The organism is Aliiroseovarius sp. F20344 (assembly GCF_023016155.1).
Classification (GTDB): domain Bacteria; phylum Pseudomonadota; class Alphaproteobacteria; order Rhodobacterales; family Rhodobacteraceae; genus Aliiroseovarius.
The window spans coordinates 63,657-90,286 of the sequence record NZ_JALKBG010000008.1 but is presented as its reverse complement, the minus strand read 5'-3'; the positions used below and the strand labels follow the sequence as shown (position 1 = coordinate 90,286).

Annotated in this window: 27 protein-coding genes; 6 read left to right on the top strand and 21 right to left on the bottom strand. The window is 57.3% G+C overall.

All coding sequences use genetic code 11. The features are described 5' to 3' along the window. Positions 1 to 59 precede the first annotated feature (59 nt). Entirely contained in the window at positions 60 to 752 is a 693-nt protein-coding gene (locus tag MWU55_RS09565) for a CDP-alcohol phosphatidyltransferase family protein (protein ID WP_246935826.1), read from the top strand. Here the strand turns inward: MWU55_RS09565 and MWU55_RS09560 are convergent. The 11 genes from MWU55_RS09560 to ileS all read right to left on the bottom strand — a co-directional run bounded on the left by MWU55_RS09560 (position 749) and on the right by ileS (position 12,396). Further along, a complete protein-coding gene (locus tag MWU55_RS09560) occupies positions 749 to 1,204 on the bottom strand; it encodes a molybdenum cofactor biosynthesis protein MoaE (protein WP_246935825.1) in 456 nt (151 codons plus the stop codon). The two genes, MWU55_RS09565 and MWU55_RS09560, sit on opposite strands and share 4 nt — an antisense overlap. A gap of 1 nt (position 1,205) precedes the next feature. Further along, positions 1,206 to 1,454, bottom strand: a complete 249-nt coding sequence (moaD, locus tag MWU55_RS09555; RefSeq protein WP_246935824.1) for a molybdopterin converting factor subunit 1 — start codon at positions 1,452 to 1,454, stop codon at positions 1,206 to 1,208. A 3-nt stretch (positions 1,455 to 1,457) separates the two neighbouring features. Further along, positions 1,458 to 2,126, bottom strand: coding sequence for a CDP-diacylglycerol--glycerol-3-phosphate 3-phosphatidyltransferase (gene pgsA, locus MWU55_RS09550; RefSeq protein ID WP_246935823.1), 669 nt, complete (start codon positions 2,124 to 2,126; stop codon positions 1,458 to 1,460). 18 nt (positions 2,127 to 2,144) lie between these two features. After that, positions 2,145 to 4,028, bottom strand: coding sequence for an excinuclease ABC subunit UvrC (uvrC, locus tag MWU55_RS09545; RefSeq protein WP_246935822.1), 1,884 nt, complete (start codon positions 4,026 to 4,028; stop codon positions 2,145 to 2,147). Positions 4,029 to 4,338: 310 nt separating this feature from the next. Then, the gene (locus MWU55_RS09540; RefSeq protein ID WP_246935821.1) at positions 4,339 to 5,133 is read right to left on the bottom strand and encodes an SDR family oxidoreductase; all 795 of its coding nucleotides are present in this window, start codon (positions 5,131 to 5,133) and stop codon (positions 4,339 to 4,341) included. Then, a complete protein-coding gene (locus tag MWU55_RS09535) occupies positions 5,133 to 6,101 on the bottom strand; it encodes a calcium/sodium antiporter (protein ID WP_246935820.1) in 969 nt (322 codons plus the stop codon). Before MWU55_RS09535 ends, MWU55_RS09540 begins: the two co-directional genes overlap by 1 nt. A 167-nt stretch (positions 6,102 to 6,268) precedes the next feature. After that, positions 6,269 to 7,066: a S49 family peptidase gene (locus tag MWU55_RS09530; protein ID WP_246935819.1), complete on the bottom strand. Its 798-nt coding sequence runs from the start codon at positions 7,064 to 7,066 to the stop codon at positions 6,269 to 6,271. 81 nt (positions 7,067 to 7,147) lie between these two features. Beyond that, positions 7,148 to 7,909, bottom strand: a complete 762-nt coding sequence (locus MWU55_RS09525) for an ABC transporter permease (RefSeq protein WP_246935818.1) — start codon at positions 7,907 to 7,909, stop codon at positions 7,148 to 7,150. Then, entirely contained in the window at positions 7,906 to 8,832 is a 927-nt protein-coding gene (locus MWU55_RS09520) for an ABC transporter ATP-binding protein (RefSeq protein ID WP_246937850.1), read from the bottom strand. The genes MWU55_RS09525 and MWU55_RS09520 overlap by 4 nt, the downstream gene beginning before the upstream one ends. A gap of 60 nt (positions 8,833 to 8,892) precedes the next feature. After that, on the bottom strand, positions 8,893 to 9,351 hold the full coding sequence (locus MWU55_RS09515) for a methylated-DNA--[protein]-cysteine S-methyltransferase (RefSeq protein ID WP_246935817.1): 459 nt from the start codon (positions 9,349 to 9,351) through the stop codon (positions 8,893 to 8,895). A gap of 72 nt (positions 9,352 to 9,423) precedes the next feature. Then, on the bottom strand, positions 9,424 to 12,396 hold the full coding sequence (gene ileS / locus MWU55_RS09510) for an isoleucine--tRNA ligase (RefSeq protein WP_246935816.1): 2,973 nt from the start codon (positions 12,394 to 12,396) through the stop codon (positions 9,424 to 9,426). A gap of 272 nt (positions 12,397 to 12,668) precedes the next feature. Here ileS and MWU55_RS09505 point away from each other — a divergent pair, with 272 nt between their 5' ends. Continuing rightward, positions 12,669 to 13,097 carry a group III truncated hemoglobin gene (locus MWU55_RS09505; RefSeq protein ID WP_246935815.1) on the top strand — a complete coding sequence of 143 codons (429 nt, stop codon included), beginning with the start codon at positions 12,669 to 12,671 and terminating at the stop codon, positions 13,095 to 13,097. A gap of 3 nt (positions 13,098 to 13,100) precedes the next feature. On the opposite strand, the gene MWU55_RS09500 is transcribed toward MWU55_RS09505, so the two are convergent. The 5 genes from MWU55_RS09500 to MWU55_RS09480 are packed head-to-tail and all read right to left on the bottom strand — an operon-like array spanning position 13,101 to position 17,710. After that, on the bottom strand, positions 13,101 to 13,574 hold the full coding sequence (locus tag MWU55_RS09500) for a DUF2269 domain-containing protein (RefSeq protein WP_246935814.1): 474 nt from the start codon (positions 13,572 to 13,574) through the stop codon (positions 13,101 to 13,103). After that, positions 13,574 to 14,869, bottom strand: a complete 1,296-nt coding sequence (locus MWU55_RS09495) for an SDR family oxidoreductase (RefSeq protein WP_246935813.1) — start codon at positions 14,867 to 14,869, stop codon at positions 13,574 to 13,576. The genes MWU55_RS09500 and MWU55_RS09495 overlap by 1 nt, the downstream gene beginning before the upstream one ends. Beyond that, on the bottom strand, positions 14,866 to 15,867 hold the full coding sequence (locus MWU55_RS09490) for a TIGR01620 family protein (RefSeq protein WP_246935812.1): 1,002 nt from the start codon (positions 15,865 to 15,867) through the stop codon (positions 14,866 to 14,868). The genes MWU55_RS09495 and MWU55_RS09490 overlap by 4 nt, the downstream gene beginning before the upstream one ends. Then, positions 15,864 to 16,298 (bottom strand): GNAT family N-acetyltransferase, encoded by a 435-nt coding sequence (locus MWU55_RS09485; RefSeq protein WP_246935811.1) that lies wholly within the window; start codon positions 16,296 to 16,298, stop codon positions 15,864 to 15,866. Before MWU55_RS09485 ends, MWU55_RS09490 begins: the two co-directional genes overlap by 4 nt. Further along, positions 16,295 to 17,710 carry a YcjX family protein gene (locus MWU55_RS09480; RefSeq protein ID WP_246935810.1) on the bottom strand — a complete coding sequence of 472 codons (1,416 nt, stop codon included), beginning with the start codon at positions 17,708 to 17,710 and terminating at the stop codon, positions 16,295 to 16,297. Before MWU55_RS09480 ends, MWU55_RS09485 begins: the two co-directional genes overlap by 4 nt. 132 nt (positions 17,711 to 17,842) lie before the next feature. On the opposite strand from MWU55_RS09480, the gene truA reads away from it, so the two are divergent. The 3 genes from truA (at position 17,843) to parE (ending at position 21,707) form a co-directional block, all read left to right on the top strand. Continuing rightward, complete coding sequence (gene truA, locus MWU55_RS09475; RefSeq protein ID WP_246935809.1) at positions 17,843 to 18,613, top strand: tRNA pseudouridine(38-40) synthase TruA; 771 nt, start codon at positions 17,843 to 17,845, stop codon at positions 18,611 to 18,613. 115 nt (positions 18,614 to 18,728) lie between these two features. Further along, complete coding sequence (locus tag MWU55_RS09470; RefSeq protein WP_246935808.1) at positions 18,729 to 19,619, top strand: DUF533 domain-containing protein; 891 nt, start codon at positions 18,729 to 18,731, stop codon at positions 19,617 to 19,619. Positions 19,620 to 19,751: 132 nt separating this feature from the next. Next, on the top strand, positions 19,752 to 21,707 hold the full coding sequence (parE, locus tag MWU55_RS09465) for a DNA topoisomerase IV subunit B (RefSeq protein ID WP_246935807.1): 1,956 nt from the start codon (positions 19,752 to 19,754) through the stop codon (positions 21,705 to 21,707). Positions 21,708 to 21,719: 12 nt separating this feature from the next. Here parE and MWU55_RS09460 read toward each other — a convergent pair whose 3' ends face one another. The 5 genes from MWU55_RS09460 to MWU55_RS09440 all read right to left on the bottom strand — a co-directional run bounded on the left by MWU55_RS09460 (position 21,720) and on the right by MWU55_RS09440 (position 25,733). Beyond that, positions 21,720 to 22,316: a hypothetical protein gene (locus tag MWU55_RS09460; RefSeq protein ID WP_246935806.1), complete on the bottom strand. Its 597-nt coding sequence runs from the start codon at positions 22,314 to 22,316 to the stop codon at positions 21,720 to 21,722. Positions 22,317 to 22,554: 238 nt separating this feature from the next. Beyond that, positions 22,555 to 22,965, bottom strand: a complete 411-nt coding sequence (locus tag MWU55_RS09455; RefSeq protein WP_246935805.1) for a cytochrome c — start codon at positions 22,963 to 22,965, stop codon at positions 22,555 to 22,557. 76 nt (positions 22,966 to 23,041) lie between these two features. Then, positions 23,042 to 23,683, bottom strand: a complete 642-nt coding sequence (locus MWU55_RS09450; protein ID WP_246935804.1) for a DUF3047 domain-containing protein — start codon at positions 23,681 to 23,683, stop codon at positions 23,042 to 23,044. Positions 23,684 to 23,776: 93 nt separating this feature from the next. Beyond that, positions 23,777 to 24,454: an ABC transporter ATP-binding protein gene (locus MWU55_RS09445; RefSeq protein ID WP_246935803.1), complete on the bottom strand. Its 678-nt coding sequence runs from the start codon at positions 24,452 to 24,454 to the stop codon at positions 23,777 to 23,779. Continuing rightward, positions 24,447 to 25,733 carry a lipoprotein-releasing ABC transporter permease subunit gene (locus tag MWU55_RS09440; protein ID WP_246935802.1) on the bottom strand — a complete coding sequence of 429 codons (1,287 nt, stop codon included), beginning with the start codon at positions 25,731 to 25,733 and terminating at the stop codon, positions 24,447 to 24,449. The genes MWU55_RS09445 and MWU55_RS09440 overlap by 8 nt, the downstream gene beginning before the upstream one ends. Positions 25,734 to 26,048: 315 nt before the next feature. On the opposite strand from MWU55_RS09440, the gene MWU55_RS09435 reads away from it, so the two are divergent. After that, positions 26,049 to 26,552 (top strand): YbjN domain-containing protein, encoded by a 504-nt coding sequence (locus MWU55_RS09435; RefSeq protein WP_246935801.1) that lies wholly within the window; start codon positions 26,049 to 26,051, stop codon positions 26,550 to 26,552. Positions 26,553 to 26,630: the final 78 nt, after the last annotated feature.

Sequence of the window (26,630 nt, the reverse complement as noted above, 5' to 3'; positions counted from 1 at the left end):
CACATGCGCGGACAAGCTTTTCCCTTTCCACCTTGGCGGTTTTCCGGCACAAAGCGCGGATGAACATCACGACCAAAGCCCTGCTCGTCCATTTATTGACCGCAACCGGAGCTGTCTTTGCCATGTTGGCAATGCTGGCTGCGGTGGACGAGAAATGGGGGCTGATGTTTCTTTGGTTGGTGGTGGCCTTCACGGTCGATGGGATCGACGGCCCTTTGGCGCGGCGATATCACGTAAAGGTCAATGCTCCGCAATATGATGGCGTGTTGATGGATCTGATCATCGACTACCTAACCTATGTATTCATCCCGGCCTATGCGCTGTTCAAATCAGGCTTGATGCCGGGCTGGACTGGCTGGTTTGCAATTATTGTGATCACCTTCACAAGCGTCGTTTACTTCGCCGACACGCGTATGAAGACCAAAGACAACAGCTTTTCGGGCTTTCCCGGCTGTTGGAACATGGTGATCTTGGTGCTCTTTGCCACTGAACCGAATTTCTGGGTGATGACCGTGCTGGTGGCCGCGATTGCGATTGCGATGTTCCTGCCTCTGAAATTCATCCACCCCGTGCGCACCGAACGCTGGCGCACTGTCAGCCTGCCAATGGCTTTGGCCTGGACCGGATTTGCAGGTTGGGCCGCTTGGGTCGATTTCCACCCAGAAAGCTGGGCACATTGGGGGCTTGTTGTGACGTCGATCTACCTGTTGGGCGCGGGGATCGCGCAGCAGATTATTCCCGCGCGCGACTAACGATCTGCTTCCCAACGCTTCAAGGCTTCTTCGTCATTCACCTTGGCATCTACCCAATCGGTGCTGCCATCTTTGGTGAACTCTTTCTTCCAGAACGGCGCGCGGGATTTTAAGTAGTCCATCAGAAATTCCGCCGCTTCAAACGCCGCCACACGATGGGCCGAGGCTGTGGCGACCATCATGATCTGCTCACCCGGTTTCAAAGCCCCGTGACGATGTATCACCAAACATTCTGTCAATGACCAACGATCTGTCGCCTCAATCACAATCTTCGAAATCGCCTTCTCGGTCATGCCCGGATAATGCTCGATTTCCATCCGATCGAGCGTTCCGGCATCGTCGCGCACCACACCGGTGAAGGTGACCACTGCGCCAAGATCGCTACGACCTTGCGCAAATGCCGAAAGCTCTGTTCCGGGATCAAAAGGTTCAGTCTGAACACGGACAGTCATCTTAGCCGCCTGTCATCGGTGGGAAAAAGGCCACTTCACGCACGCCCGAAAGCGATGCGTCGAAATCAGAGAGTTCCTGATCCAGCGCAACGCGCAGGGCGGACAGATCTTCGAAAGCCGCTGCATATCTTGGCTCGCGCGCCCGCAGTTCTTCTACCAACTCCATGACCGTTGCCGCCGACGTCTCGACCGTTTCGCGCGGTTCACCGATCCGTTCACGCACCCAAGCGAAGTACATTACGTCGATCATGCGTTAATCCTCTTTCAGGTACGGCAACGCTTTGCGGAAGTAATCCCAGCCGGTGATCAGCGTCAGCAATCCCGCGATCCACAACAGCCACAAGCCAATGCGCCCCGACCAGACCATACCATGAAAGTAGCCACGCAAGCCGTTCACGTCTTCTACTTCACCCGACATGATTTGCTCGACCATCGTCTGATCCATGCCAAATGATCCCATCACCAGATGATGCTCGAAGATCCCGCGCGAGAACAGGACCGCAATCGCAACCATTTGTGCAGTCGTTTTCCATTTCGCTAGTTTGGTGACCTTCAGCGTTCCGGCAGTATCGCCCAAGAACTCGCGCAGACCCGACACAAAAACCTCGCGAAACAGGATCACGGTTGCAGGCAGAACAAGCCACGGGGTCCAATACACATCCGAATAGCCCACGATCACCATTAGCGCGATCACCACCATCGCCTTATCAGCAATCGGATCAAGCATCGCACCTAGCTTGCTTTCCTGCCCCCATTTGCGTGCCAGATAACCATCAATCCAATCCGTGGCGGCTGCCAGCAAGAACAGGATCAGCGCCAGCCAATCGGCCAGCGGACGCGAAAAATAGAGGAATAGGATCGCCACGGCGGGGGCTGCAATCAACCGCCCCATGGTCAGGATATTAGGCAAAGTCCATTTCATAGAGCTTTCAATACCGCGTCAGCCCTTGTCATGGAAGAAGCCATAGATGGTTTCTGCAAGTGTTTCTGAAATGCCATCCACAGCTTTCAGATCATCAAGACCCGCGCGGCTGACAGCTTTGGCCGATCCGAAATGCTGCAAAAGCGCACGTTTCCGTGTGGCGCCCACGCCCGGAACCTCGTCCAATGGGGTGGCACCTTGCGCCTTCGCGCGCTTGGCTCGGTGGGTGCCGATGGCAAAGCGGTGCGCTTCATCCCGCAATCGCTGGATGAAATAGAGAACGGGGTCATTGCGCTGCAACGCGAAGGGTCGCTGGCCGCGCCTGTGAAACTCTTCTTTCCCGTGGTCGCGGTCCACACCTTTGGCCACACCGATCATGGGAATGTCTGTAACGCCCATCTCTTCCATAATCTCGTGCACAGCACTGACTTGCCCTGCCCCGCCATCAATCAACAGAAGCTCTGGCCACAAGCCTTGTTCTTGCTCGGGGTCCTCTTTCAACAGGCGTTTGAAGCGCCGGGTCAGTACCTCTTTCATCATACCGAAATCATCACCGGGGGTCAGATCCTCGCCCTTGATGTTGAACTTGCGGTATTGGCTTTTCATGTAGCCTTCCGGTCCCGCGACAATCATGGCCCCAACTGCATGAGCCCCTTGAATGTGCGAGTTATCGTAGACCTCGATCCGGGCGGGTGGGCCGTCCAGCTCAAACGCTTTCGCAACACCATCAAGCAACTTCGCCTGCGTCGCGGTTTCAGCCAACTTGCGAGCCAGACTTTCACGCGCGTTTCGCTGGGCATTCGCAACCAGCTCGGATTTTTCACCCCGCTGCGGAACCGAGATTTCGACCTTGCGCCCCAACCTCTCGCTCAAGGCTTCAGCCATGAGATCTTGTTCATCCAAGGGATCAGACAAAAGGATCAAACGTGGAGGTTCCTTTTGATCGTAAAACTGCCCCACAAACGCTTGCAGCACCTCACCCGGTCCAGCGCCTGCGCCTGTGCGGGGGTAGAAATCCCGGTTGCCCCAATTCTGATGCGCCCGAATGAAGAAGACCTGAACGCAGGCTTGTCCACCTTCCATATGGAGCGCAATCACATCAGCCTCACCCACACCGCGTGGATTGATGCCTTGGGACTGCTGCACTTGCGTCAATGCGCGAATGCGATCGCGCAGCACGGCGGCTTTCTCAAACGCCATGGCTTCAGATGCCGCCTGCATCTCGGCCGCAAGGCTTTCTTGCATTTTGGTCGTGCGACCCGACAAGAAGTCTTCGGCGTCGTTAACCAACGCACCATAGCCTTCCGCATCAATCTTTCCCACACAAGGCCCAGCGCACCGTTTGATTTGATACAGCAGACACGGCCGCGAACGCGCGTCGAACGTGGCATCGGTGCAATTGCGCAAAAGGAACACCTTTTGCAGCTGGTTCAGTGTCCGGTTCACCGCATCCGCACTGGCAAAAGGACCAAAGTAATGCCCCTTCTCTTTCCGGGCCCCGCGGTGCTTCTTGATCTGCGGAAACTCATGATCCGTCACCAAGATATTTGGAAAGCTCTTGTCGTCGCGCAAAAGCACATTGAAATGCGGCTTCAACTGCTTGATCAGGTTCTGTTCAAGCAAAAGCGCCTCGGTCTCGGTCCGCGTGGTCAGAAACATCATCGACGCTGTCTGACTGATCATCCGCGCAATGCGTGCGCTGTGCCCGGTGGGTTTGGCGTAGTTGGACACACGCTTTTTCAAACTGCGCGCCTTGCCGACATACAAAACCCGCCCCTTCGCATCGAGCATTCGATAAACACCCGGCGAATTATCAAGCGTTTTCAGGTAGGACTGAACAACCTCATGTCCGGTTTCAACCGGTACATTTTCCTCTGGCTTGTCCTGATTATCGCGCGTCATGGGGTAGCTTTCTTGATTCTGTGTCCCGCTGCAATCTTATCGTTACGGATACAAGAGAAAACATGCCCACAGAAACTGTGGATAAGTCTGAGGACATGTCACCAAGGATAGGTTTTTTTCGTTGTATTCGGCCCTTTTCGTCAATCTGCCTATTTTTTAGGCAGTTGTGTAACTCATTGTTTTCAAACAAAAGAAATATGACCAATATGTAAACATGTGAAATCATTGCAAAAATCACAAATTTGCGCGCTGTTTTGCTTCACAGGTGCACAACTTCGCCGTCACACCCCTTTGAAGACCTCGGAAAAGTTCAAGATTTCTTTGGATTTCCAATCACGTCCGGGGTCTGCCATCCCAAATGTTGCCCCCCATCCACTGCAATCATTTGCCCGGTCACAGCCGGAGCGTTCAGCAGGTAGGACAATGCGGACGTGATATCCGATGGGTTCGGCCCGCGCTTCAGGATCGATCCCATCCGCTGCGCCTCGAAATGCTCTTGTGATTGGCGTTCACCAATCATCGTCGAACCGGGCCCAATTCCATTCACCCGCACATGGGGTGCAAGGGCTTGGGCGGCTGTGCGCGTCAGGGTCCAAAGCCCATGTTTGGCCAGGCTATAGGTCATAAACTCCGGTGTCAGCTTCTGAACCCGCTGATCCAGCATATTGACGATAAGGGCTTGCGACTGCTGCTCGCCAAACTCGTCTGTCGTGGCTTTTGGGGCTTGCGCAGCGAAGTACTGGATCAGGAACAAGGGCGCGCGCAGGTTCGACGACATGTGCCGATCCCAGCTGTCATCGGACACTGTCCCGATGCGGTCATACTCGAAGATAGAAGCATTGTTCACAAGAACGGAGAGTGGCCCACCCAATGCCTCGACCGCCTGGGGCACAAGGGCTTTGACCTCGTCGAGCTTCAGGAAATCTGCCTGAAGTGCAACGGCTCGCTGTCCTGTGCTTTCAATTTCTGCAACGGTTTGCGCAGCCCCTTCGGCTGAACTGCTATAGTGAACAGCAACGTCGAACCCATGCCGCGCCAGCTCCAACGCCAACGCGCGGCCAAGCCGCCCGCCTGCTCCTGTCACCAATGCGCATTTGTTCGTCATTATGCATTCCCCAAAACAATCAGAACATAAACCACATAGAGTATCGACAGAAGGATGCCCCAAACGCGGCCCATGTGCCATTTCAGGAAGACAAATGGCGCCAGCAAAAGCGACGCGCCCAGCATGACCCATAAGTCAAATTGCAAAATGCCCGGGTCCACCGGTATCGGCCCAACCAAAGACGAGATGCCGATGATGGCCAACAGGTTGAACATGTTCGAACCGATCACGTTCCCCAAAGCGACATCTGCCTGCTTACGAAGCGCCGCCATCACTGTGGTCGCAAGCTCGGGCAAGGAAGTGCCCAAAGCCACAAGCGTCAAGCCGATGACCGTTTCCGAGACCCCGAAGTGACGCGCGATATTGGTCGATGCATCAACCAGAAGATCCGCACCCAATGGCAAACCAATCAGGCCAAGCGTCAGGAACATGATCACCTTCCACCAAGGCATGTCAGGGTCGGCCCCTTCGACGTCTTCATCGTCATCATTCTCTTCTTCATCACCTGCGCTGACGGCACGGCGATGGCGCAACGCCTCACGGAAGGCCGAGCCAAGCATCAGTGCAAGTGCGGCCAAAAGCACCAAGCCTTGTGGCCAGCCGATCTCGCCTCCAAAGGCCAGCACGATGAAGAGCACCGTTGCGCCGATCATCTGAAGGTAACTTTTGCGACTGTCGCAGGTTTTTGTGGAAAGCCCCGCCATCAATGCCGGAACACCAAGGACCAGAAGGATATTGGCTGTGTTTGAGCCGACCACGTTGCCCATGGCAAGTCCGGGGACACCTTCAAGGATCGAACTGACTGAGATCAGAAGCTCGGGCGCAGAGGTGCCAAAGGCGACAATGGTCAGCGACACAATCATCGCAGGCACACCAAGGCGCAGCGACATGTTCACTGCCCCGCGCACAAGGCTATCGCCTGCGAGCAAAAGGATGATCAGACCAAGCGTGGCAAAAATCAGATCCAAGGCTTAGCCCTTTCCCTTGCAGTCACACGGGGATTTCCCCAGCTTATATCGCCCACACCGTGGGCATTTCATTGCTTCGATGCGTTGTTGGCCGGGATAGCGCAACTTGCCAAACATGGCCAGCACACCCATTGCGACCAAAAACAGGACAACGATCTTGATGACCATCAGAGCCCAAAACGAGCGTATTCCGCGCGTTCCTCGATCGTTGAAATCGTGTCCGACACAAGCCGCATTCCAAACCGGGACAACAGTCCACGTTTCGCGCCGTAAACGCGGAAACGAACCTTGTCGCCAAATTTCTCTTTCATAGTTGGCACGACATGACCAATCCCGTCAGCCAAGCCTTTTTCGATGGCTGCATAGCCCAACCAGATGTCACCGGTGAACAAATCTTCGCCTTTTGGCAGCTTACCTTCACGACGGGTTGTCACTTGGGTTTTGAATGCCGTGTGGATGTCTTCCTGCAACGCCTTCAAACGTTTCACATCGGCAGGTTTTTCAGGCTGGAACGGATCCATCATCGACTTCGATTTGCCTGCCGTGTGGACGCGACGTTCGACCCCGATTTTCTCCATCAGCCCCGTCAGACCAAAACTGGCTGAGATGACGCCAATGGATCCAAGGATCGAGCTTTCGTCGGCATAGATCTCGTCCGCTGCGGTCGCAAGCCAGTAGCCACCCGAGGCAGCGACGTCTTCGACAAAAGCATAGACCGGGATTTCTTTCTCGGCGGCCAAGCGGCGAATGCGAGCGGCAATCAGGCTGGATTGAACCGGGCTGCCACCGGGTGAGTTGATGATCAACGCAACAGCTGCCGGTTTCCCCTTGCGAAAGGCGCGTTCAATGGCGGGCGCCATCACTGCGTCATTCAATTGTCCGCGCGTGCCGGTTGCGATCACGCCCGACAGGCGCACGACTGCCACCAAGGGTGGCTTTTTAACAAATGGAAGATGTTCGATCATGGCAACTCATGTAGATGTCCTGCGCAGTTTCAACAAGGGTGAGCCAATCACGCTTTTTCCCACCTGTGGCATCTCTGCGTATCAGCTGCGTAGTTTGTATCCTGTGCGGAAGATCCAACCAATGGTCAGAAGGCACGCGGTCATAAACAGAATGATCGCAGCAATGGACCAGCCCAGCGCCACATCTGCCTGTCCGAAGAACGCCCAGCGGAAGCCCGATATCAGATAAACAACCGGGTTAAACAGCGTGATTGTCTGCCAAACGGGTGGCAGCATCGAGATTGAATAGAACGACCCGCCAAGGAACACGAGCGGCGTGATGACCAGCATGGGCACCAGTTGCAATTGCTCGAAGTTTCCAGCCCAGATGCCGATGATGAAGCCCAGAAGCGCGAAACTGATACAAGTCAGCAGCAAAAACAGCACCATCCAAACCGGATGTGCGATGGTTAGATCAACGAAGAAATGAGCGGTCACGAAGATGATCATACCGATCATGAAGGCCTTGGTGGCGGCCGCCCCCACATAACCAATTACGATCTCGAAGAACGAGATCGGGGCAGAGAGCAATTCATAGACTGTACCAATGAACTTCGGGAAATAGATGCCGAAGGACGCGTTCGATGTGCTTTGCGTCAAGACCGTAAGCATGATCAGGCCGGGCACAATAAACGCGCCGTAGCTGACGCCCTCAACCTGATCGATGCGCGATCCGATGGCGGCGCCGAAAACGATGAAGTAGAGCGAAGTAGAAAGGACGGGCGAAATAACCGACTGCACTAGCGTACGGAAGGTGCGCGCCATTTCAAAACGATAGATGGCCGCGATGGCATTCCAGTTCATGCTGCATCCTCCTTCACCAGATCGACGAAGATATCTTCCAAAGAGCTTTGGCGCGTTGAAAGGTCCGCCAAATGCAGCCCCGTTTCGCGCAAGTCCGCCAATAGCCCGGTTATCCCGGTGCTGCCCGCCTGCGCATCATAAGAATAGATCAACCCACCCTCGTCCGAAACGGTCAGGGGATAGCTCGCAAGCTGTTCGGGCACGGCATCGATCGGCGTATCCAGCTCGATCAACAGCTCTTTCTGCCCAAGCCGTTTGATCAGCGCGTCTTTCTCTTCAACCAACAAGATTTCCCCGTTCGAGATCACCCCGATCCGGTCCGCCATCGCCTCGGCTTCTTCGATGTAGTGTGTGGTCAGAATGACGGTCACGCCCGTCTCTTTCAGCTGGCCCACGATCTCCCACATATCTTTGCGCAGCTCGACATCAACGCCGGCTGTGGGCTCATCAAGGAACAGAATTTGCGGGTCGTGGCACAGCGCTTTGGCGATCAGCACGCGTCGCTTCATTCCGCCCGAAAGCGTCATGATCCGATTGTCCTTTTTGTCGTGCAAGCTAAGCAGCTTCAGGATCTCTTCGATCCGTGCATCATCGCGCGGCTTGCCAAACAGCCCGCGCGAAAACCGAACCGAGTTCATCACGGTCTCAAACGGTTCCAGATTGATTTCCTGCGGCACCAACCCGATCAGATTGCGCGCAGCGCGGTAGTCGCGCGCATGGTCAAACCCACCAACTGTAATGGTGCCCGAACTTGCCGTCGCGATTCCGCAAATAATTGAAATCAGAGTGGTTTTTCCAGCACCATTTGGCCCGAGAAGCGCAAGGATTTCGCCCTCATCAATCTCAAGGTCCACACCTTTCAGTGCTTGATGACCACCTTCATAGGTCTTGGTCACGCCTTTGACGCTTAGAAAAGCTTCCATGCTGTCCCCCTGTTCGCCGCCGCGCTTGTGCATCCAAGCGTCCTTTGTGGGCCAAGCTTCTCAGATAAGCAATCCGGCAGCACCTTCAAGGCGCAAAAGCTGAACTTTTGTCTCGACCCCACCCGCGCCTGAAAACCCAACCAGTTTATTCCCAGCCCCCATCACGCGATGACAGGGGATGATGATCGGGATGGGATTTGCGCCGCAGGCATTGCCCACTGCCTGAGCCGAGTTTCCCGTGATCTTTGCGATGTCGCCGTAAGTTAAAGTCTCGCCATAGGGAATGGCAGACATGACATCGCAAACCGCACACTGAAATTCGCTGCCGTCTACTTGCGTGGGAAGATCAAACTTGGTCAGTGCCCCGTCGAAATAGGCACGTAGTTGGGCTTGGGCTGCGGTCAACACGGGGGTCAGTTCCCCGACCGGATCAGCATTCCAACGAAGGCGCGTGATCTTGCCACCCTCTTCCACCACCCCTAGGCGCCCAACCGGGCTATCAACTACCGCAATGTTCATACGGCCATGGTGCAAAAGAAAACGCCCCGGCACAATGGTCGGGGCGTTCCGTTTCTTGCGGTTTCGTACCGGTTACGACAGCGCTTCGTCACACCGGCCACAAACACCTTTGTGATTGTGGCTGCCTACATCCGGCAAGATCTTCCAGCAGCGCTGACATTTCTCACCCGATGCCTTTTCGAACACCACGCCCACGCCTTCGACTTCCGGCACGCGGAAGGCCTCAGACGGCAGCGGATCGTTGGTTAGCTGTACTTGGCTTGTGATCGACACATCCGCGAAGTTTACCGACTTGAGCGACGTAAGCACGTCCTCGTCACGCACATGCACAACCGGCGCGGCCTCTAGCGAGGCACCGATCACCTTGTCGCGACGCTGAATTTCCAGCGCGGCGGTGACCACGCGGCGCACCTGACGGATACCGGCCCATTTCGCGGCCAGCGGTTCGTCCAGCCAATCGGCGGGTGTGTCCGGGAAGTCCACCAAATGGACCGAGCTGTCTTCGCCCGGGAAGCGCTCGAGCCACACATCTTCCATCGTGAAGACCAACACAGGGGCAAGCCAGGTGGTCAGGCGGTGGAACAGGATGTCCAGCACTGTGCGTGCGGCACGACGGTTCAGGCTGTCTGCCCCGTCGCAATAGAGCGCGTCCTTGCGGATGTCGAAATAGAAGCTCGACAGGTCCACGGTCGCGAAGTTGAACACGGCCGAGAACACGCCTTGGAAATCGAAGGTTCTATAACCTTCGCGCACGACGTGATCGAGTTCCGCCAGACGATGCAGCACCCAACGCTCCAGCTCGGGCATGTCAGCGACGTCCACGCGTTCGCTATCATCAAACCCATGCAGGTTGCCTAGCATAAAGCGCATCGTGTTGCGCAAACGGCGATAGCTGTCAGCAACCCCTTTCAGGATTTCCGGCCCGATCCGCTGATCAACCGTGTAATCCGTCTGGGCCACCCACAAGCGCAGGATGTCGGCACCGTACTGTTTCACGACCTGCTCGGGCACGATGGTGTTGCCCAGCGACTTGGACATTTTCATGCCCTTTTCGTCCAGCGTGAAGCCGTGGGTCACGACGTTCTTATAGGGCGCGCGGCCCTTGGTGCCACAGGCCTGCAGCAGCGACGAGTGGAACCACCCGCGGTGCTGGTCGGTGCCTTCCATGTAGACATCAGCGATGCCGTCCGGCGTGCCGTCTGCACGATCGCGCAGCACGAAGGAGTGGGTCGAACCGGAATCGAACCACACGTCGAGCACGTCAAAGACCTGCTCCCATTCATCGGCATTGTGCTCGTTGCCAAGGAAGCGCTCTTTCGCGCCGTCGGCGTACCATGCGTCAGCACCCTCGGCCTCGAACGCCTCGGCGATGCGGGCGTTCACGGCAGGGTCGCGTAGAAGGAAGCCTTCATCCGTTGGCAGCAGTCCTTTTTTCACGAAACAGGTCAGCGGAACGCCCCAAGCGCGCTGACGCGACAGAACCCAATCCGGGCGAGCCTCGATCATCGAATACAAGCGGTTGCGACCGGATTGCGGCCACCATTTCACCAGTTGGTCGATCGAGTTCAGGGCACGCTCTCGGATGGTTTTGCCCATCTCGTCCTGCCCGTCGCCAACCTCGCGATCCACAGACGCAAACCACTGCGGGGTGTTGCGGAACACAATCGGTGCTTTCGAACGCCACGAATGCGGATAGGAGTGCGTCACGCGGCCACGCGCGATGATGCCGCCGGCTTCGACCAGCTTGGCGATCACGGCGTTGTTGGCTTTGCCTTCCTTGCCCTTGCGGTCAAAGACCTGAAGGCCCGCGAAGAACGGCACGTGGGGCAGGAATTCCGATTCCTCGCCCACATTGTGGGTCATGCGGTCGATCCAGTTGCGCGCAACAAACGCCTCATAGTCGTCGGCACCGTGGCTGGGCGCTGTGTGCACGAAACCCGTACCTGCATCGTCGGTCACGTGATCGCCGTCGATCATCGGAACGTCGTAATCCCAGAACTCGTCCGCGCCATCGGCACCGTTTAACGGGTGCTTGAGGATCACGCCATCAAACTCGCTAGTCGCCACATCCCGCACGCGAGTAAACTCGGTCACGCGCGACTTGCCGAGAGCATCTTCGGCCAGTGCATCCGCGAAGACATACAGGTCACCGGGATTAGTCCAGCTTTCTTCCTCGGTCGCGTCAACACGGTACAGGCCATAGGCAATCTTGTCGTTATAGGCGACGGCCTTGTTCGACGGGATCGTCCAAGGGGTGGTGGTCCAGATGACAACACGAGCGTTTTCTAGGTCCTTTGCCAAACTAGTTTTGGCATAGCGCTGTTCACGCGCACTAAGATTGCCGTCTCTCACAGCAAGCAAGGCCGAAGGCTTCGCAAACGAGAACGGCACCCAGATCGTGTGCGACTTGTGGTCGTGATACTCGATCTCAGCCTCGGCCAACGCGGTCTTTTCCACCGGCGACCACATCACGGGCTTGGACCCTTGATACAGCGTGCCGTTCATCAGGAACTTCATGAATTCCTCGGCAATCACGCGCTCGGCGTGGAAATCCATGGTCAGGTAAGGATCAGCCCAGTTGCCGGTGATGCCCAAACGCTTGAATTCGTCACGCTGGATGTCGATCCAGCCCTCGGCGAACTTGCGGCATTCCTGACGGAAGTCGACAACGTCCACGTCGTCCTTGTTCTTGCCCTTCTTGCGGTACTGTTCTTCGATCTTCCATTCAATGGGCAGACCGTGGCAGTCCCAGCCGGGCACGTAACGCGCGTCATGGCCCATCATCTGGTGCGAGCGCACGATCATGTCCTTGATGGTCTTGTTCAGCGCGTGGCCAATATGCAGGTGGCCGTTCGCATAGGGGGGGCCATCATGCAGGATGAACGGTTCGCGGTCTCCGGCGGTTTCGCGCAGGCGGTCATAGACGCCAATTTTTTCCCACCGGGCCAGCCATTCAGGCTCGCGCTTGGGCAGGCCAGCGCGCATCGGAAAATCAGTTACGGGAAGGGTCAGCGTATCTTTGTATTCTGGGGTGTCGGCACACATGTGTCCGGTCCTTTTCAGGAAAAGTCGTCATATATCAGGTTGGGGGCGGCGCGGGTCGTCCATGCGCCTTGTCCCGGCGGCTCGTCTGGATCAGAGCGCCGGGCTGATAATTCGAATAATGATGGCCTTAAGTTGCATCATGACGGCGTTATAGGCCCGTGCGCGCGTGGCGTAAAGGCACCTTAAGGGCGCAGACTGCGCTGAATTGTCCTGCAATCCCTTCTTGGCCCCGTGTGGCGAGTCGACTATTTCAGTCAGGTAAAAGGTATCCCATGACACACGCCCCCAATCCGCTTCGGCTTTTTGACATTTCCCGCGATGAAATCGACGAGGTTTTGGCCACCTTCTATGCCCGCATCCGCCGCCACCCTGAACTTGGACCGATTTTCAACGGACATGTGGGAACGACCGACGCGGAATGGGATACACACATTGCCCTGATCACCCGCTTCTGGCGGGGTGCCATCCTTCGCGAACCGGGCTACGAGGGCAACCCGATGCGCGCGCATATGCAAGCGGGCAATGTGCGGCCCGAGCATTTCACCCCATGGATTTCTTTGTTCGAGGACGTCGCAACCGACAAACTGCCACCCCAAACCGCACGCGCATGGATTGCGTTGGTCCACCGGATCGGGCGAGGACTTCGTATGGGCGTTGAGGACATAGCGCGCCCGGCGGAAGATGTTCCGAGTTTGAGTTGACGTTTACCAGAACGAAGGCCGCGCCAGCATCACCCAGAATATAGCGATCATTGCTGTAAATGCGGGCCAGCCAAAGGCGAACCAAATTCGGTAAAGTCGGTGATACTCATCAGGCAACCCTTTACCGGCTTCCGCAGCCTTCTGTGCCAGATTTCGCAACCGGATCTGTATCCTGACAACGGGCAACCAGAACGCCCCAACAAAAAAATAAAGCCCGATCCCGACGACAATCCAGCTTTCCCACAGGCTCCACCCCAGTGTGCGCGCCAAAAGCACACCCGTAATAGGCTGCACGACGGCAGCAGTCGCCGTAAACACAGCATCGGCCAGAACCACGATACCCGCGACATGCGCGATCAGTTTAGGATCACGAGATTGCTGTGTCACAACCATGAAGAAGGCGATGCCAGCGCCCGTTCCCATCAGCACAACTGCGCCCAAAACATGCGCCAATCGAAAAAGAAGCGGCCAATCCATCACCGATCCTCCAACAGCGGGAACATAAGCGAGATAGCGAGACAAATTGGCAAAAGCTTCATCAGTGGCCCAAGCGGATCCAGCCACAACGATGGTGTAACAACGCTGGCGGAAACGATATAAATCAAACTCGTCGCCAGCATCCCGATCAAGGCCATCCGAACCCACGGACGATAAAGAACAGCCGCGCCTAGCACTAAATCGACAATTGCCCAGAACACCACCGAGACCTTCGCCGCCCACGCAGGCCAGCCAACGCGCGTCAAAACCTCAGCAGCACCCGAAAGCGACACCAACCCCACAAGACCTGACAACAACCAGAATGCCGACAGAACGCCGATTCCAACGGGTACAAACCAAGACAGCCTGGCCTTCAGACGGTGCTCCGCCCCATTGGGAAAGCTTGCGAGCGTTTCATCTAGGTTCGAAACCTTTCCTCCTAACATGTGATAGGGCAGCGCGTCGCCCAGCACACCATCCTTCAACACTTCGACCGCCGTTGAACGCAAGGGCGATCGCCACCCCAGCCATCCCAGCGCGTCAGAAACCCCGGCTGCAATTCGCAGCACCCAGTTGGGCATTGAAATCAGAATGCTCGCCTTTGAGAACCCCAGCCATTTGCGATGTGCTTCGACCACATCTGACAGACTATTTGGCTTTTCTTCGACCAGTTCCAGCACCGCGTGATCTGGCAAGTCTCCTGCAATCGCGCGTTCGACTGCAATAGCTACATCTCTGACTGACACTGTTTGAATAGGGGTATCCGCAAGCGCGATGGGCTGCACCAAGGGAAAGGCCGCCAGCTGCCTTATCAGTGCGGTACCCCCATAGGATTGCGGCGACAGCACCAATCCGGGACGCAAAATGATGACCTTCGCACCACTTGCCAATAGGGCCATGTCGCCTTGTGCTTTCGTTCGAAAAAACTCTGTTGATGCATTCTCGGAAACCCCTGCAGCAGAAATCTGAACAAGCATGGTCCCATATTTCGCAGCCGACTTTCCAAGAGCTAAAATGGCGTCAACATGAACAGCTTTTAGGTCGTCGCGTGCACCATCCTGAAGCGCGCCTGCGCAATTCACAACGACATCGAATTCCTGCAATACCTGACCCCATGACTCCACGTCCACCATGTCCGCAAGATCACGTATCAACCAACCTATTTTCGGCGATGCGCGCTTTGAAGACGCTGCGGATCGCCCATGCCCAACGACATGATATCCTTGCTGCAATAAATGCGCCACAACTTCGGAACCGATCAGGCCGTAGCCGCCAAGCACAAGAACACGTTTCATTTCCCAAACAGCCCCGTCAGCGCTCGCTTAACAATCCCCGTGACACCTGGGCGTTTGCCTTTCCCAAATGGCAATGGGCGGCAGACTTCAAGTGCTGCGACGCCGACGCGTGCGGTTAGGGCGCCGTTGACCACGCCTTCGCCAAATCGACGTGATAGTTTGGACAGCATGCCCCCGCCTGCAAGCGACCCGATCATGTCATCCCCGACGGCAACCGCGCCGGTCGCGACTAAATGAGTCATCACCGCACGGGTCAAACGCCAACTTCCCAGCGTGCCGGAGCGCCCCCCATAGATCTCGGCCACGCGGCGGATCATGCGGATGTTCGCGGTAAGTGCCGTGGCCACGTCCGCAAAGGCCAGTGGCACAATAGCCGTGACGGTGGCGACTTGGCGCGCGGCGGCTTCAACCTCTTTCATGGCGGCTTGATCAAGCGGGGCCATCAATTCGGTTTCGGCCAATGAAAACAGAGTGTCTGCATCGAACACCTCGCCCTCGCGTTCATGGAAACGATCCAATCCCCACCGCATGTCATCCCGCCCCTGATAGAGCCGTTTGAGGCGGGACATGACATCTCGTGCCTCGTCCAGATCATTATGAGTGCGGGCCTGTTCGGCGGCATGGTGCAGCGCATCAACGCGGCGCATGCGGGCAAATGCTATCCACTCACGCAGCGCGATGATCAGCAAAACAAACAGGAACGCTCCGGTCAACGCTAGCGCGGCATAGCCCAGATACGGGTTGCGCGTGATCAATCCGTTTACGAAATCATAGGCTGCGACCGACAGTACGAACCCCAGAATGGACAGAAGAAGCGACCAAAACCAGCGCATAAGCCGCGACGGTTTACGCCCAGCAACAGCCAACACGCCTTGCATCGCGGCGCCGGTTGGTTCTGGCGCGTTCACCTCGGGCACCGGGGGAACGTCCGCGGGTGACGTTGCCGAGGCTTCGTCAAGTTCGATCAACACGGGGCCGAGTTTGCGGTTTCCTGTCACGCGCGTCTCCATTCATAGCAAATGTCAGGCAGTCCTTCGTCATTGCCGGACCCATCTGTTCGGTAGGCTTCGTAAAAGCCTTCGCGCATGTAAAAGCGCTGTGCGCCGTCGTTTTGTTGGAAAGTGAACAACGACAGTGAATCTCGCGCCACTTTGGCTTGATCCAAAAGCATTTTCCCAACACCAACCCCGCGCGCATGTGGTGCAACATAGAGCGCATGAATCTTACGGTTGTCCCGCGACAGAAAACCAAGCACCTGCCCTTCGGTGCGCACCACCGATGTCCAACCCCGCTCGACCAGCATTTGTGCGAACCCCTTTTCAGATGCCCGTGAATGCACGCGCGGCAGCCACGGCGTTGTGGCGTTCCAGCCAGACAGAATGTTGGCGATGGCGGGAACGTCAGCGGTCGAGGCACACGTAACAATCATAACCGGTCCCCCAACAAAAACTCTGCGGCCTTATCCAGCCGGATATGTGGCGGACCCTCGCCGGGCTTCAGCGAAATCTCGGCCGGGGCGAACCGCATGATCTGATAATCCGCATCAAGCCATTTGGCTTCACCGCTTCGGGCAGGTTTCAGCAGCTGGGCGGGATCTTCTGGCAATTCGCCTGGATAAAACGCGGCAGTTTTGCCGTCTTCCAACAGGCGACCACGCACACAATCAAGGTCTTGGCCATCATGGGTCAGGCGATCCTCGGTCGTCGTGCGCAGCGCGGCCAGCGACATCGCCCCCGTCTTGGCCCCAGCAAAATCGGCGCGATCGCGAGCATCTCGCAACAAAGCTTCGGTGATTCCCGTCAAACGCGCATGTTGCGCGTGATGCAGATGATCCGCTTTCGTGGCCGCAAAAAGAATACGTTCAACTCGGCGACCCAACATGAGCGAAGACAGGAATCCGTTGGTGCCGGGGCGGAAGGCCGTCAGGATCTCGGCCATTGCGCGACGTAGATCCTCGAGCGCTTCGGGGCCAGAATGGATTGCCCCAAGAACATCGACCAGAACCAACTGACGGTCGATCCGCGCAAAATGATCCCGAAAGAATGGTTTCACAACGCGGGATTTATAGGCTTCAAAGCGGCGCTCCATCTCGCGCCACAGGCTGCGACGCGGCGTTGTGTCCGGTTTCGGCAGCGGGGCGAAAGTCAGTGCGGGGCTGCCTTCAAGATCACCAGGAAGAAGGAACCGACCGGGTGTGCAATCGCTGTACCCGTCTTCGCGCGCTGTTTTCAGATAGTCCGCAAACGCACCGGCAAGCTGCTTGGCCTGCATTTCATCCAGCTTCTCGGTCGCGTCAGTGGCGCGCGCCATGGCAAGGAAATCTTGCGCTTGATCGCGCGTGTCAATTCGGGTCAGGACCTGCGCGGCCCAATCGGAATAGCTGAGATCCAAAAGCGCCAGATCCAAAAGCCATTCACCAGGATAGTCCACGATATCCAGATGTACGGTGCGCGCCCCACGCAATCCGCCCAAAAGCCCGGACGGCTGAACGCGGAAGGACAAGCGCAGCTCGGATATGGCGCGCGTGCTGTCTGGCCAGTGTGGCGAAGGGCCCGTCATGGCGGACAGATGTGCCTCGTAGTCAAAGCGCGGGACTGTGTCGTCGGGTTGGGGCTGCAAAAACGCTGTTTCAATTCGCCCTTCCGAGGCCGCGACCAGACCCGGCATGCGCCCACGGTTCATCAAGTTGGCCACAAGAGACGTGATGAACACAGTCTTGCCCGCGCGCGATAGGCCCGTGACACCCAACCGAATTACGGGTTCAAACAATGCCTCGCTTGTAGCGTCACCGATCGCTTCGATCTGGCGGGTAATACTGTCTGCAATGTCGCCAAGCCCCACAGGCGTCTCCTTCTCTGCTCACCTTGAAGATATGGTCCCGCGCCTCATTTCGCCAGAGGGGAGGTTCCACCCATTTCTCCCCATCCCGCAACGGGTCTTGCTGAGCCTGCGCCCGCACGCTATGCGAACTACATGCCCAGATTTGCGTTCAAAATCGAATATCACGGTGCAGGATTTTCCGGATGGCAGCGCCAGAAAGAGCATCCTTCCGTTCAGGGTGCCATCGAAGCTGCGCTGGAAAAACTTGAACCCGGCCCGCATACGCTGGCCGCAGCTGGGCGCACGGATGCGGGCGTCCATGGGCTGGCGCAGGTGGCGCATGTTGATTTGACGCGCGATTGGCAACCCTTTCGACTGTCCGAAGCTTTGAATTACCATCTGCGCAATCACCGCATCGCGATCAATGACTGCGTCGTGGCTGGCGATGATTTCCACGCCCGGTTTTCTGCGCGCGAACGGCGGTACTTGTTCCGGCTTATCTCGCGTCGTGCACCCTTGACCCACGAACGCGGATTGGCGTGGCATGTGAAACGTAAGTTGGATGCAAGCGCGATGCAGGCGGGCGCGGATCGGCTGTTAGGTGTTCACGACTTCACAACTTTCCGGTCCACCATCTGTCAGGCGGAAAGCCCCGTAAAGACGCTGGATGAGCTGCGGGTCGAAGAAGTCCCTCTGACCACCGGCATCGAGTACCGCTTCCATGTGCGTGCGCGGTCCTTCCTGCACAATCAGGTGCGCAGTTTCATCGGCACACTGGAACAGGTGGGTGCTGGGTCATGGTCGCCAGACGATGTGACCCACGCACTTGAAGCCCGCGACCGCACAGCCTGCGGACCTGTCAGCCCGCCCGAAGGGCTTTACCTGGCGGGTGTGACTTATCCCGACGACCCGTTTGAGGCATAGGGTTCACCCCAACCTCTTTTCCGCCGATGAGGCGGTTGTGCAGCTTTTCCCCTATCCAAAGATACGATCGCCCTTATTCTGTTGGTGATTTTAGATCGACTTGGGAGGAGTTTTCATGAGTCTCGTTAGTACATTAGCTAAAGTAGCCATCGGCGTTGCGGTCGCAAAAGGTGTTTCCAGCATGACGAAGGGTGGGTCGACCCCACGACAAACCACCAATGCCGGAAGCGGCAGCATTTTCGGGGATGAGCACTCGCCGGGCGGCGGGCTTAGCGACATACTGGGCGGCCTAACACAGGCTCAACCCCAATCGGGCCAACAGTCCGGCGGAGGCCTTTCGGACCTTCTTGGCGGCCTGATGAAGCAAGGTGGATCTGGATCACAACGCGGCGGAGGCCTTGGCGACCTTCTGGGTGGTGGTCAGTCGACCGGACAGGGTGGCGGACTAAGCGATATGCTTGGACAAGTTCTGGGCGGTGGCAACCAACAAGCTTCAGGCGGAGCGCCCGGCGGACTTGGCGGATTGCTGGAAGCACTGGCAGGCGGAGCTGCAGGTACAGCGGCGTCGAAACCCGGCGCTGGGTCATTGGGCGATATGCTGAATGACGCCCTGCAAGGCGGCGGCAACATGCGCCAAACACCCTCGCAGGCCGAAGAAGATAAGGCGGCTGTGTTGCTTCGCGCAATCATCCAAGCCGCAAAAAGCGACGGCCGCATTGATGCGCAGGAACAAAAGGCCCTGAAAGAGCATCTGGGCGATGTGTCTCGTGAAGAGGCGGATTTCGTGAATTCCGAATTCACACGTCCGGTTGACGTACAGGGTCTTGCAAATGACACCCCACGCGGGATGGAGGCACAGGTCTACGCCATGTCTCTAGTCGGCTTGGACCTCGACAGCAAAGCCGAGGCACAATACCTGCACGATCTGGGTCAGGCGCTGGGCATCGACGCCCGCACGTCCAATTCGATCCACGAACAAATGGGCGAACCTGTCCTGTACACCTAAGCCCAACCGAGATGGCAAACAAAGGCATCGGGATGACCGGTGCCTTTTTTGCTGGAACGTGCCACCACATATTGCCCCTGCTCGCGCCGGATGATCTAATGCGCCCCAACTAACATAAGAAAGTTCGAGCATATGGCAGACGACCTCCTTACTGGGAACGACGATAGCTATGACGCCTCTTCAATCGAGGTGCTTGAGGGGCTGGAGCCTGTGCGCCAGCGCCCCGGCATGTATATCGGCGGCACGGATGAACGTGCGTTGCACCATATGGTCGCGGAAATCCTTGATAACTCGATGGACGAGGCCGTCGCGGGCCACGCCAACCGGATCGAGGTCACGCTGAACGACGACTATTCTGTCACGATCACCGATAACGGGCGCGGCATTCCAATCGATCCGCACCCAAAATTCCCCGACAAATCCGCGCTTGAGGTCATCCTCTGTACGCTGCACGCGGGCGGTAAATTCTCGGGCAAGGCCTATCAGACCTCGGGTGGTCTGCACGGTGTTGGCTCGTCCGTCGTGAACGCCCTGTCGGATTCGATGGTCGTGCGCGTTGCCAAAAACAAAGAGATGTTCGAACAGCGTTTCTCGCGCGGGGTCCCCTTGGGGCCGGTCGAGAAAGTGGGCGCAGCGCCAAACAAACGCGGCACCGAAGTCACATTCCACGCGGATGAGGAAATCTTCGGCAAGCACCGCTTCAAGCCCAAGCGGTTGTTTACGCTGGTGCGGTCAAAAGCTTACCTGTTTTCGGGCGTCGAAATCCGCTGGAAATCCGCCATAGATGACGGCGAGACACCGACCGAAGCCACCTTCCATTTCCCCGGCGGCTTGGCGGACTATCTGAAAGAAACTCTGGGCAGCGCATCGATCTATGCCGACCAGCCCTTCGCCGGAAAGGTCGAATTCCGCGAGCGGTTTAACGAACCCGGCTTTGTCGAATGGGCGATCAACTGGACCCCGTCGCGCGATGGCTACATCCAGTCCTACTGTAACACCGTTCCTACCCCCGAAGGCGGCACACATGTCACCGGCTTCTGGGCTGCGATCCTGAAGGGGATCAAGGCTTACGGCGAGCTTGTGGGCAACAAGAAAGCCGCGAACATCACCCGGGACGACCTGCTGACGGGCGGTTGCGCGCTGGTGTCCTGCTTCATCGCGGACCCGGCTTTTGTGGGCCAGACCAAGGACCGCCTGTCGACCGAAGCTGCCAACAAAATGGTCGAGCAATCGGTGCGCGACCATTTCGACAACTGGCTGGCCGCGGATACGAAATCCGCCGGTGCGATCCTTGATTTCCTTGTCCTGCGGGCCGAAGAACGCCTGCGCCGCCGTCAGGAAAAAGAAACCGCGCGGAAGACAGCCACCAAGAAACTGCGCCTGCCCGGTAAGCTGGTTGATTGTTCCGCCACCAACCGCGAAGGCACCGAGCTGTTTATTGTCGAGGGCGACTCGGCTGGCGGATCGGCCAAGATGGCGCGCAACCGCAAAACTCAGGCGCTTCTGCCCCTGCGCGGGAAAATCCTGAACGTGCTGGGCGCTGCGTCGTCAAAGCTGGGCACCAACGCGGAAATCAGCGACCTGACCCAAGCGCTGGGCGTCGGGCTGGGCACCAAGTTCAACGTAGATGATCTGCGCTATGACAAAATCATCATCATGACCGATGCGGATGTGGACGGGGCGCATATTGCGTCGCTTCTGATGACCTTCTTCTTCACCCAAATGCGCCCGATGATCGACACCGGGCACCTCTATCTGGCCTGCCCACCGCTTTTCAGGCTCACCCAAGGCGCCAAACGCGTCTACTGCATTGATGAAGCCGAGCGGGACGAGTGGCTGGAAAAAGGTCTGGGCGGCAAAGGTAAAATCGACGTCAGCCGCTTTAAAGGTCTGGGCGAGATGGACGCAAAGGACCTGAAAGAAACCACGATGGACCCGGCATCACGGACGCTGATCCGAGTGACGATTGACGAGGACGAACCCGGCGAAACCGCCGCCTTGGTCGAGCAGCTGATGGGTAAAAAACCCGAACTTCGTTTCCAGTATATTCAGGAGAACGCGAAGTTTGTGGAGGAGTTGGATGTTTGAGGGAACAGAGAACTATCCACCACAGCAACAATAATTAGGGCCGAAGCCAACGTTAGTATTTCCTGCTGGATAGACATGCGTGGCAAAGCCACTGTTAAATATTTCTCCGTTTTCGGTGTCGAATGGTAGCGATGTTGAATACAGATGAACTGAACCAACGTCACTCGCCTGTCGGTTCGTACCTGGCGCAATGTATCTTGGACAGATATTGGTGCAAATATCAGAAACAGGATTACCAGTCGCGTTGGTGCCGGTCGGCGTTCTCAGCACAGCCATGACGGTCTTGGATTTGGGCGAAACAGCTGTGCAAATCGCTTGCGCCTGAAGTTGCCCCAATACGCCATCAAAGGACCATGCATTCGCCAAGTCTACTGAAACTTTACTGTCTACGGCTTCATTAACCATATTTGGTATATCTGGAATTTGGGAGTCTATGTCGTCAAGGCGCGTCTCAGCTGAGACAAGGCTTTCAGACACATCCGTCACTTTCGAAGAAAGGAATAGAGCGAAACCGCTCAAACCTAACCCTAGAAGCCCTAGAACCCCGAAAACCGCTAAGATCCGCGTCCTTGAATGCTCTAGGTCGGCCACTCGTTTCTCTAGTTCCATGGATACTCCCTCCTTTGAAAGAAACAGAAGGCGCCAATAATAGCATAAGTAGTGTGAGAAATCAGCCAATGCTCTCCCGTCGCCGCCCATGACACGCATCTAAAAAAATACGCTTGAGCCGCGGACAACCTTATTGGGTGAGAAAAACACTCGACAGGCGTTTTCAGCATCTTGCCGCATTTCCGGAGGTCTATCTGACGAGCGAAAGGTCGCGTTCTAGGGCTAAGCCACGCGCAGATCAGTCCTGCACGCTCTCCAAATACTCCGCCAGACGCACCAGCGCAGCAGGTGTCGGCGTTTGCACGCCTTTTTCGTCCACCCAGACCTCCATTTCGCTTTCCAGCAGCGCGCCGAATTCCGGCATGGGAGCGCGTTGGGTGCCTTTGGCATAGCCGTCGATGGTCGACATGACGTGGCGGGTTGGGAAGCTGCCGCCGTGGCGGGCAGACAGTTTGGTCAGGTCCGGCGCGCTGGGATAGACGCCGCCTTTGGCGTCATCGCCGTGGCAGGACGCGCAGTTCTCGGCATAGATCTGGGCCCCGGTCAGGTCGGAAACGTCTTCCTTCTGGGGCTTGGCTTGCGTGTAGAAGATGTCTTCGGGCTGACAAGCGGCCAGAAGGATCAGAAGAAGGGGTGCTGCGCGGCGCATTGGGGAACCCTGTTGCCTTTCTAAGGTCTTGCTTTAGCGTGATTCTATCACGCCTGCGCCTGCATGCAACCCCAGGTCATTTCAAACTGAAATTGCTGATCTGTCCCTGCATGACCACATCCGTGTCGTCGCTGTCTGCCGACAAGGCCAAAGCGACCAGCGCGTCAGGCTCCGACCCGAAGGCGCGGCGGTAATCTGCGGCAAGGTCCACGCTTTCGGAATGTGACCCGGTGCCGGACGGGCGCAGCACGATGGTTTTGCCGCGATTGCCCAGATAGGGCGATCCCAGAACCGCGCCGCGTTTGTGATTGCCGCCCCAGACATAGACCAGCACGCGGCCCTCGGGGTGGTTCAGAAGTTTGCGCAGGTTGCGGCTGCCTTGCAGGCGTTCGGCCTCGGCCTTTGGCAGGAACGCAAAGTAAAGCGCAAGGTTGCGATCATCCCCGCCCTTCTGGCGCAAATCCGTGGCAGGAACCGAGCTGTCCACCGCCCAGCGCCAACTGGCTTTTCGTGCGCCCCAATCGTTGGGGGCAAGCCGGTCATAGGTGATGGACACGGCTCCATCTGCGGTCACCCCCATCGCACCGCCCGCCGCCGAAAACGTCACCTTCGAGAAGATGGCGAACCAATGCGTGCGCCATGAGTTGAAGTTCACAGGACCCGCAGCGGCCATACTGGCGGACAGGATCAAGGCAAGGATCGGGGTCAGAACGCGCATCGGTTTCTCCGCTGAACAAAATACGGTTTCAGAATGCCGATTGGGCCGGGCCGCGCAATCGGGTCTCACGCAATTGTCAGGGGTTGCGAGCGGTCAGAGGATCTCGCCGCCATCAAGTCGCAAGGTGCGGTCCATGCGGGCGGCCAGCTCAAGGTTATGCGTGGCGATCAGGGCAGACAGGCCGGTGTCACGCACCAGTTCCATGAGGGCTGCAAAGACGGTTTCGGCCGTATCCGGGTCAAGGTTCCCCGTGGGTTCGTCCGCAAGCAAAAGCGCTGGACGGTTGGCGAGCGCCCGGCAGAACGCAACGCGCTGTTGTTCGCCGCCTGACAGCTCTGCCGGGCGGTGGCTGGTGCGGGTGTCGACACCCACGCGGGCCATCAGCTCCATCGCATAATCCCGCGCGGCTCGGTCGCTTACACCATTCGCCAGCTGAGGCAGAACGATGTTTTCCAGCGCGGTAAACTCGGGCAGCAAATGGTGGAACTGATAGACGAACCCAACTTCGTTGCGACGGGTGGCCGTGCGGCGGCGGTCAGACAAGTTGCCCATCGTTTGGCCGTTGATCGACACCTCGCCTGCGTCCGCCGTGTCCAAAAGCCCGGCAATGTGCAAAAGCGTTGACTTGCCCGACCCGGACGGGGCGACCAGCGCTACAACCTCGCCCTTGGCAATCGACAGATCGGCGCCACGCAGCACGCGGATCTCGCCGGGCGTGTTTTCGTTGTAAGTCTTGGTGATCCCCGACAGGGACAGAACTGTGTCACTCATAGCGCAGTGCCTCTACCGGGTTCATCCGTGCGGCTTTACGGGCCGGGAACAGGGTCACAACAAAAGAAAGGGTCAGCGACAGGGCCACCGCCGATGCTACATCCGCAAACTCAAGTTTTGCAGGTAAGTGATAGATACCACGGATGGAAGGGTCCCAGACCCCGCCGCCAGAGATATAGTTCACCAGTGCAAATACGCTATCGATGTTCAGGGCAAAGAGGCATCCAAGGATGACGCCAGCAATCGTACCCACAATCCCGGTTAGTGAGCCACACAGGAAAAACACCCGTAGGATCGAGCCTTCGGTCAGACCCATCGTGCGCAAGATGCCAATGTCGCGCCCCTTGTTCTTCACAAGCATGATCAGGCCAGAGGTGATGTTCATCGAAGCGATCAACACCAGAACGGACAGGATGATGAACATCACATTGTCCTCCATATCAAGCGCCCGCAAGAACGCGCCAGAGCGGTCGCGCCATGTCCACACCCCGCTGGGGTCTTCGACGGCTTCCATGATCGGCATCAGCAGCTTGTCAATTTCCTCGGGATCCTCGACCATCACTTCGATTTCATCTGCCAGCCCTTCACGGTTGAAAAAGCTCTGCGCCTCGGCAATCGGAAGATAGACCCGCGTGCGATCAATATCCCAGCGGCCAGCGGTGAAGATATAGGTGACGTCATAGGCATTGACGCGCGGGCTGGTTCCAAAGGCAGTTTTGACGCCATTGGGCGAGATGATCTTGATCTTGTCACCGACACCGACATTCAGTTCCGCCGCAACGCCTGACCCAATGGCCACCCCGCGCTCAAAGCTGGACAGGTCGCCAGCGAAGCTTTCGGGTCGCGCGACACGCGGGATGGTCAGGATGTCGTCGTACGAGATCCCGAACACCTCGACCCCGGCATTGTATTGGCCGCGATTGGCCATGACCTGCCCCTTCACCAAGGGTGCCGCACGGATAACACCCGGCACGGTCAGGATGCGGTCTGCCCAGTCTTCGTAGTTCTGGATGGTGCGGTCCAGATCACCATTCGCGGTGACGCGGCTTTGAGCAAAAACCTCGACATGCGCATTTGACCCCAGAATTGTATCGACGAATTCATCACGGAACCCGGTGCGCACGGCCAGTGTGATGATCAGCGCGGCCACAGCAAGTGTGATGCCGATCAGACTGATCCACGTCATTGTGCTGACGCCACCTTCGGCGCGGCGTGCACGCAGATACCGCCACGCAATCTGCCATTCGAAACGAGAAAACGGGGCTGTACGCTTGGGCAACTGAGGCTCCTGACGGGATAAGAATTTGCGCCAAACTGGTGTGTCTCAGCGGCAAGGTCAAGCACAAGACCCGAAGGTGGCTTTAAACTGCCACTTCAGCGCCCGTACGCTAAGTTGTGGAGAACTCAAAGTTTTCTGTGGACAACTCGATGAACAGGTAAAGTTTCACTTTACAGCCCGCAATGGGGGTGACACCATATCTAGTAAGGCAAGGCGCAACGAACGCCGAACCTAGTACAGGCATCAAGCATTTGTGGCCTTAAAGGGTCGCTGTCACGAACCCGTCGCGAATGCTGAAACCAAGGGGGGCATATCATGGCCGCAACCGAGCAGTTCATAGAAAGCGAAGACCTTCACCCGATCGACATCGTGGAAACCATCGCCGAACACCACGCGTGGGAATTTGACCGCGTCGCCGAAGATCAGATCGCCATGGCGGTCGAGGGACAGTGGCGCACATATTCGATCACCTTGGCATGGTCACCCTACGACGAGACCCTTCGCCTGATCTGTACCTTCGAAATGGAGCCGCCTGAAGACAGCCTGCCGCGCGTTTATGATGCCCTGAACCGCATCAACGATCAGTGCTGGACCGGCGCATTCACCTATTGGGAAGAGCAGCGCCTGATGGTCTGGCGCTATGGCTTGGCCTTGACCGGCGGCCAATTCGCTGGGCCGGAACAAATTGACCGCCTGATCGCATCAGCAGTGTCTGCAAGCGAGCGTTTCTATCCGGCGTTCCAGCTGGTCGCATGGACAGACAGAAGCATCGAAGACGCTCTTCAGGTCGCCATCGCCGAGGCATACGGCCGCGCCTAGCGCCGCCTTTCGCTTTCGGCTTGCGCCGCACGCCCTGCGCTCTAAGCTCGCACCCAAATGAGATTTTGGATCGGGGCG

Bases quoted from the DNA above. Each gene is read 5' to 3' on its own strand.
- MWU55_RS09565 (WP_246935826.1), top strand. From the start codon at position 60: ATGAACATCACGACCAAAGCCCTGCTCGTCCATTTATTGACCGCAACC.
- MWU55_RS09560 (WP_246935825.1), bottom strand. From the start codon at position 1,204: ATGACTGTCCGTGTTCAGACTGAACCTTTTGATCCCGGAACAGAGCTT.
- moaD (WP_246935824.1), bottom strand. From the start codon at position 1,454: ATGATCGACGTAATGTACTTCGCTTGGGTGCGTGAACGGATCGGTGAA.
- pgsA (WP_246935823.1), bottom strand. From the start codon at position 2,126: ATGAAATGGACTTTGCCTAATATCCTGACCATGGGGCGGTTGATTGCA.
- uvrC (WP_246935822.1), bottom strand. From the start codon at position 4,028: ATGACGCGCGATAATCAGGACAAGCCAGAGGAAAATGTACCGGTTGAA.
- MWU55_RS09540 (WP_246935821.1), bottom strand. From the start codon at position 5,133: ATGACGAACAAATGCGCATTGGTGACAGGAGCAGGCGGGCGGCTTGGC.
- MWU55_RS09530 (WP_246935819.1), bottom strand. From the start codon at position 7,066: ATGATCGAACATCTTCCATTTGTTAAAAAGCCACCCTTGGTGGCAGTC.
- MWU55_RS09525 (WP_246935818.1), bottom strand. From the start codon at position 7,909: ATGAACTGGAATGCCATCGCGGCCATCTATCGTTTTGAAATGGCGCGC.
- MWU55_RS09520 (WP_246937850.1), bottom strand. From the start codon at position 8,832: ATGGAAGCTTTTCTAAGCGTCAAAGGCGTGACCAAGACCTATGAAGGT.
- MWU55_RS09515 (WP_246935817.1), bottom strand. From the start codon at position 9,351: ATGAACATTGCGGTAGTTGATAGCCCGGTTGGGCGCCTAGGGGTGGTG.
- ileS (WP_246935816.1), bottom strand. From the start codon at position 12,396: ATGTGTGCCGACACCCCAGAATACAAAGATACGCTGACCCTTCCCGTA.
- MWU55_RS09505 (WP_246935815.1), top strand. From the start codon at position 12,669: ATGACACACGCCCCCAATCCGCTTCGGCTTTTTGACATTTCCCGCGAT.
- MWU55_RS09500 (WP_246935814.1), bottom strand. From the start codon at position 13,574: ATGGATTGGCCGCTTCTTTTTCGATTGGCGCATGTTTTGGGCGCAGTT.
- MWU55_RS09495 (WP_246935813.1), bottom strand. From the start codon at position 14,869: ATGAAACGTGTTCTTGTGCTTGGCGGCTACGGCCTGATCGGTTCCGAA.
- MWU55_RS09485 (WP_246935811.1), bottom strand. From the start codon at position 16,298: ATGATTGTTACGTGTGCCTCGACCGCTGACGTTCCCGCCATCGCCAAC.
- truA (WP_246935809.1), top strand. From the start codon at position 17,843: ATGCCCAGATTTGCGTTCAAAATCGAATATCACGGTGCAGGATTTTCC.
- MWU55_RS09470 (WP_246935808.1), top strand. From the start codon at position 18,729: ATGAGTCTCGTTAGTACATTAGCTAAAGTAGCCATCGGCGTTGCGGTC.
- parE (WP_246935807.1), top strand. From the start codon at position 19,752: ATGGCAGACGACCTCCTTACTGGGAACGACGATAGCTATGACGCCTCT.
- MWU55_RS09460 (WP_246935806.1), bottom strand. From the start codon at position 22,316: ATGGAACTAGAGAAACGAGTGGCCGACCTAGAGCATTCAAGGACGCGG.
- MWU55_RS09455 (WP_246935805.1), bottom strand. From the start codon at position 22,965: ATGCGCCGCGCAGCACCCCTTCTTCTGATCCTTCTGGCCGCTTGTCAG.
- MWU55_RS09450 (WP_246935804.1), bottom strand. From the start codon at position 23,683: ATGCGCGTTCTGACCCCGATCCTTGCCTTGATCCTGTCCGCCAGTATG.
- MWU55_RS09445 (WP_246935803.1), bottom strand. From the start codon at position 24,454: ATGAGTGACACAGTTCTGTCCCTGTCGGGGATCACCAAGACTTACAAC.
- MWU55_RS09435 (WP_246935801.1), top strand. From the start codon at position 26,049: ATGGCCGCAACCGAGCAGTTCATAGAAAGCGAAGACCTTCACCCGATC.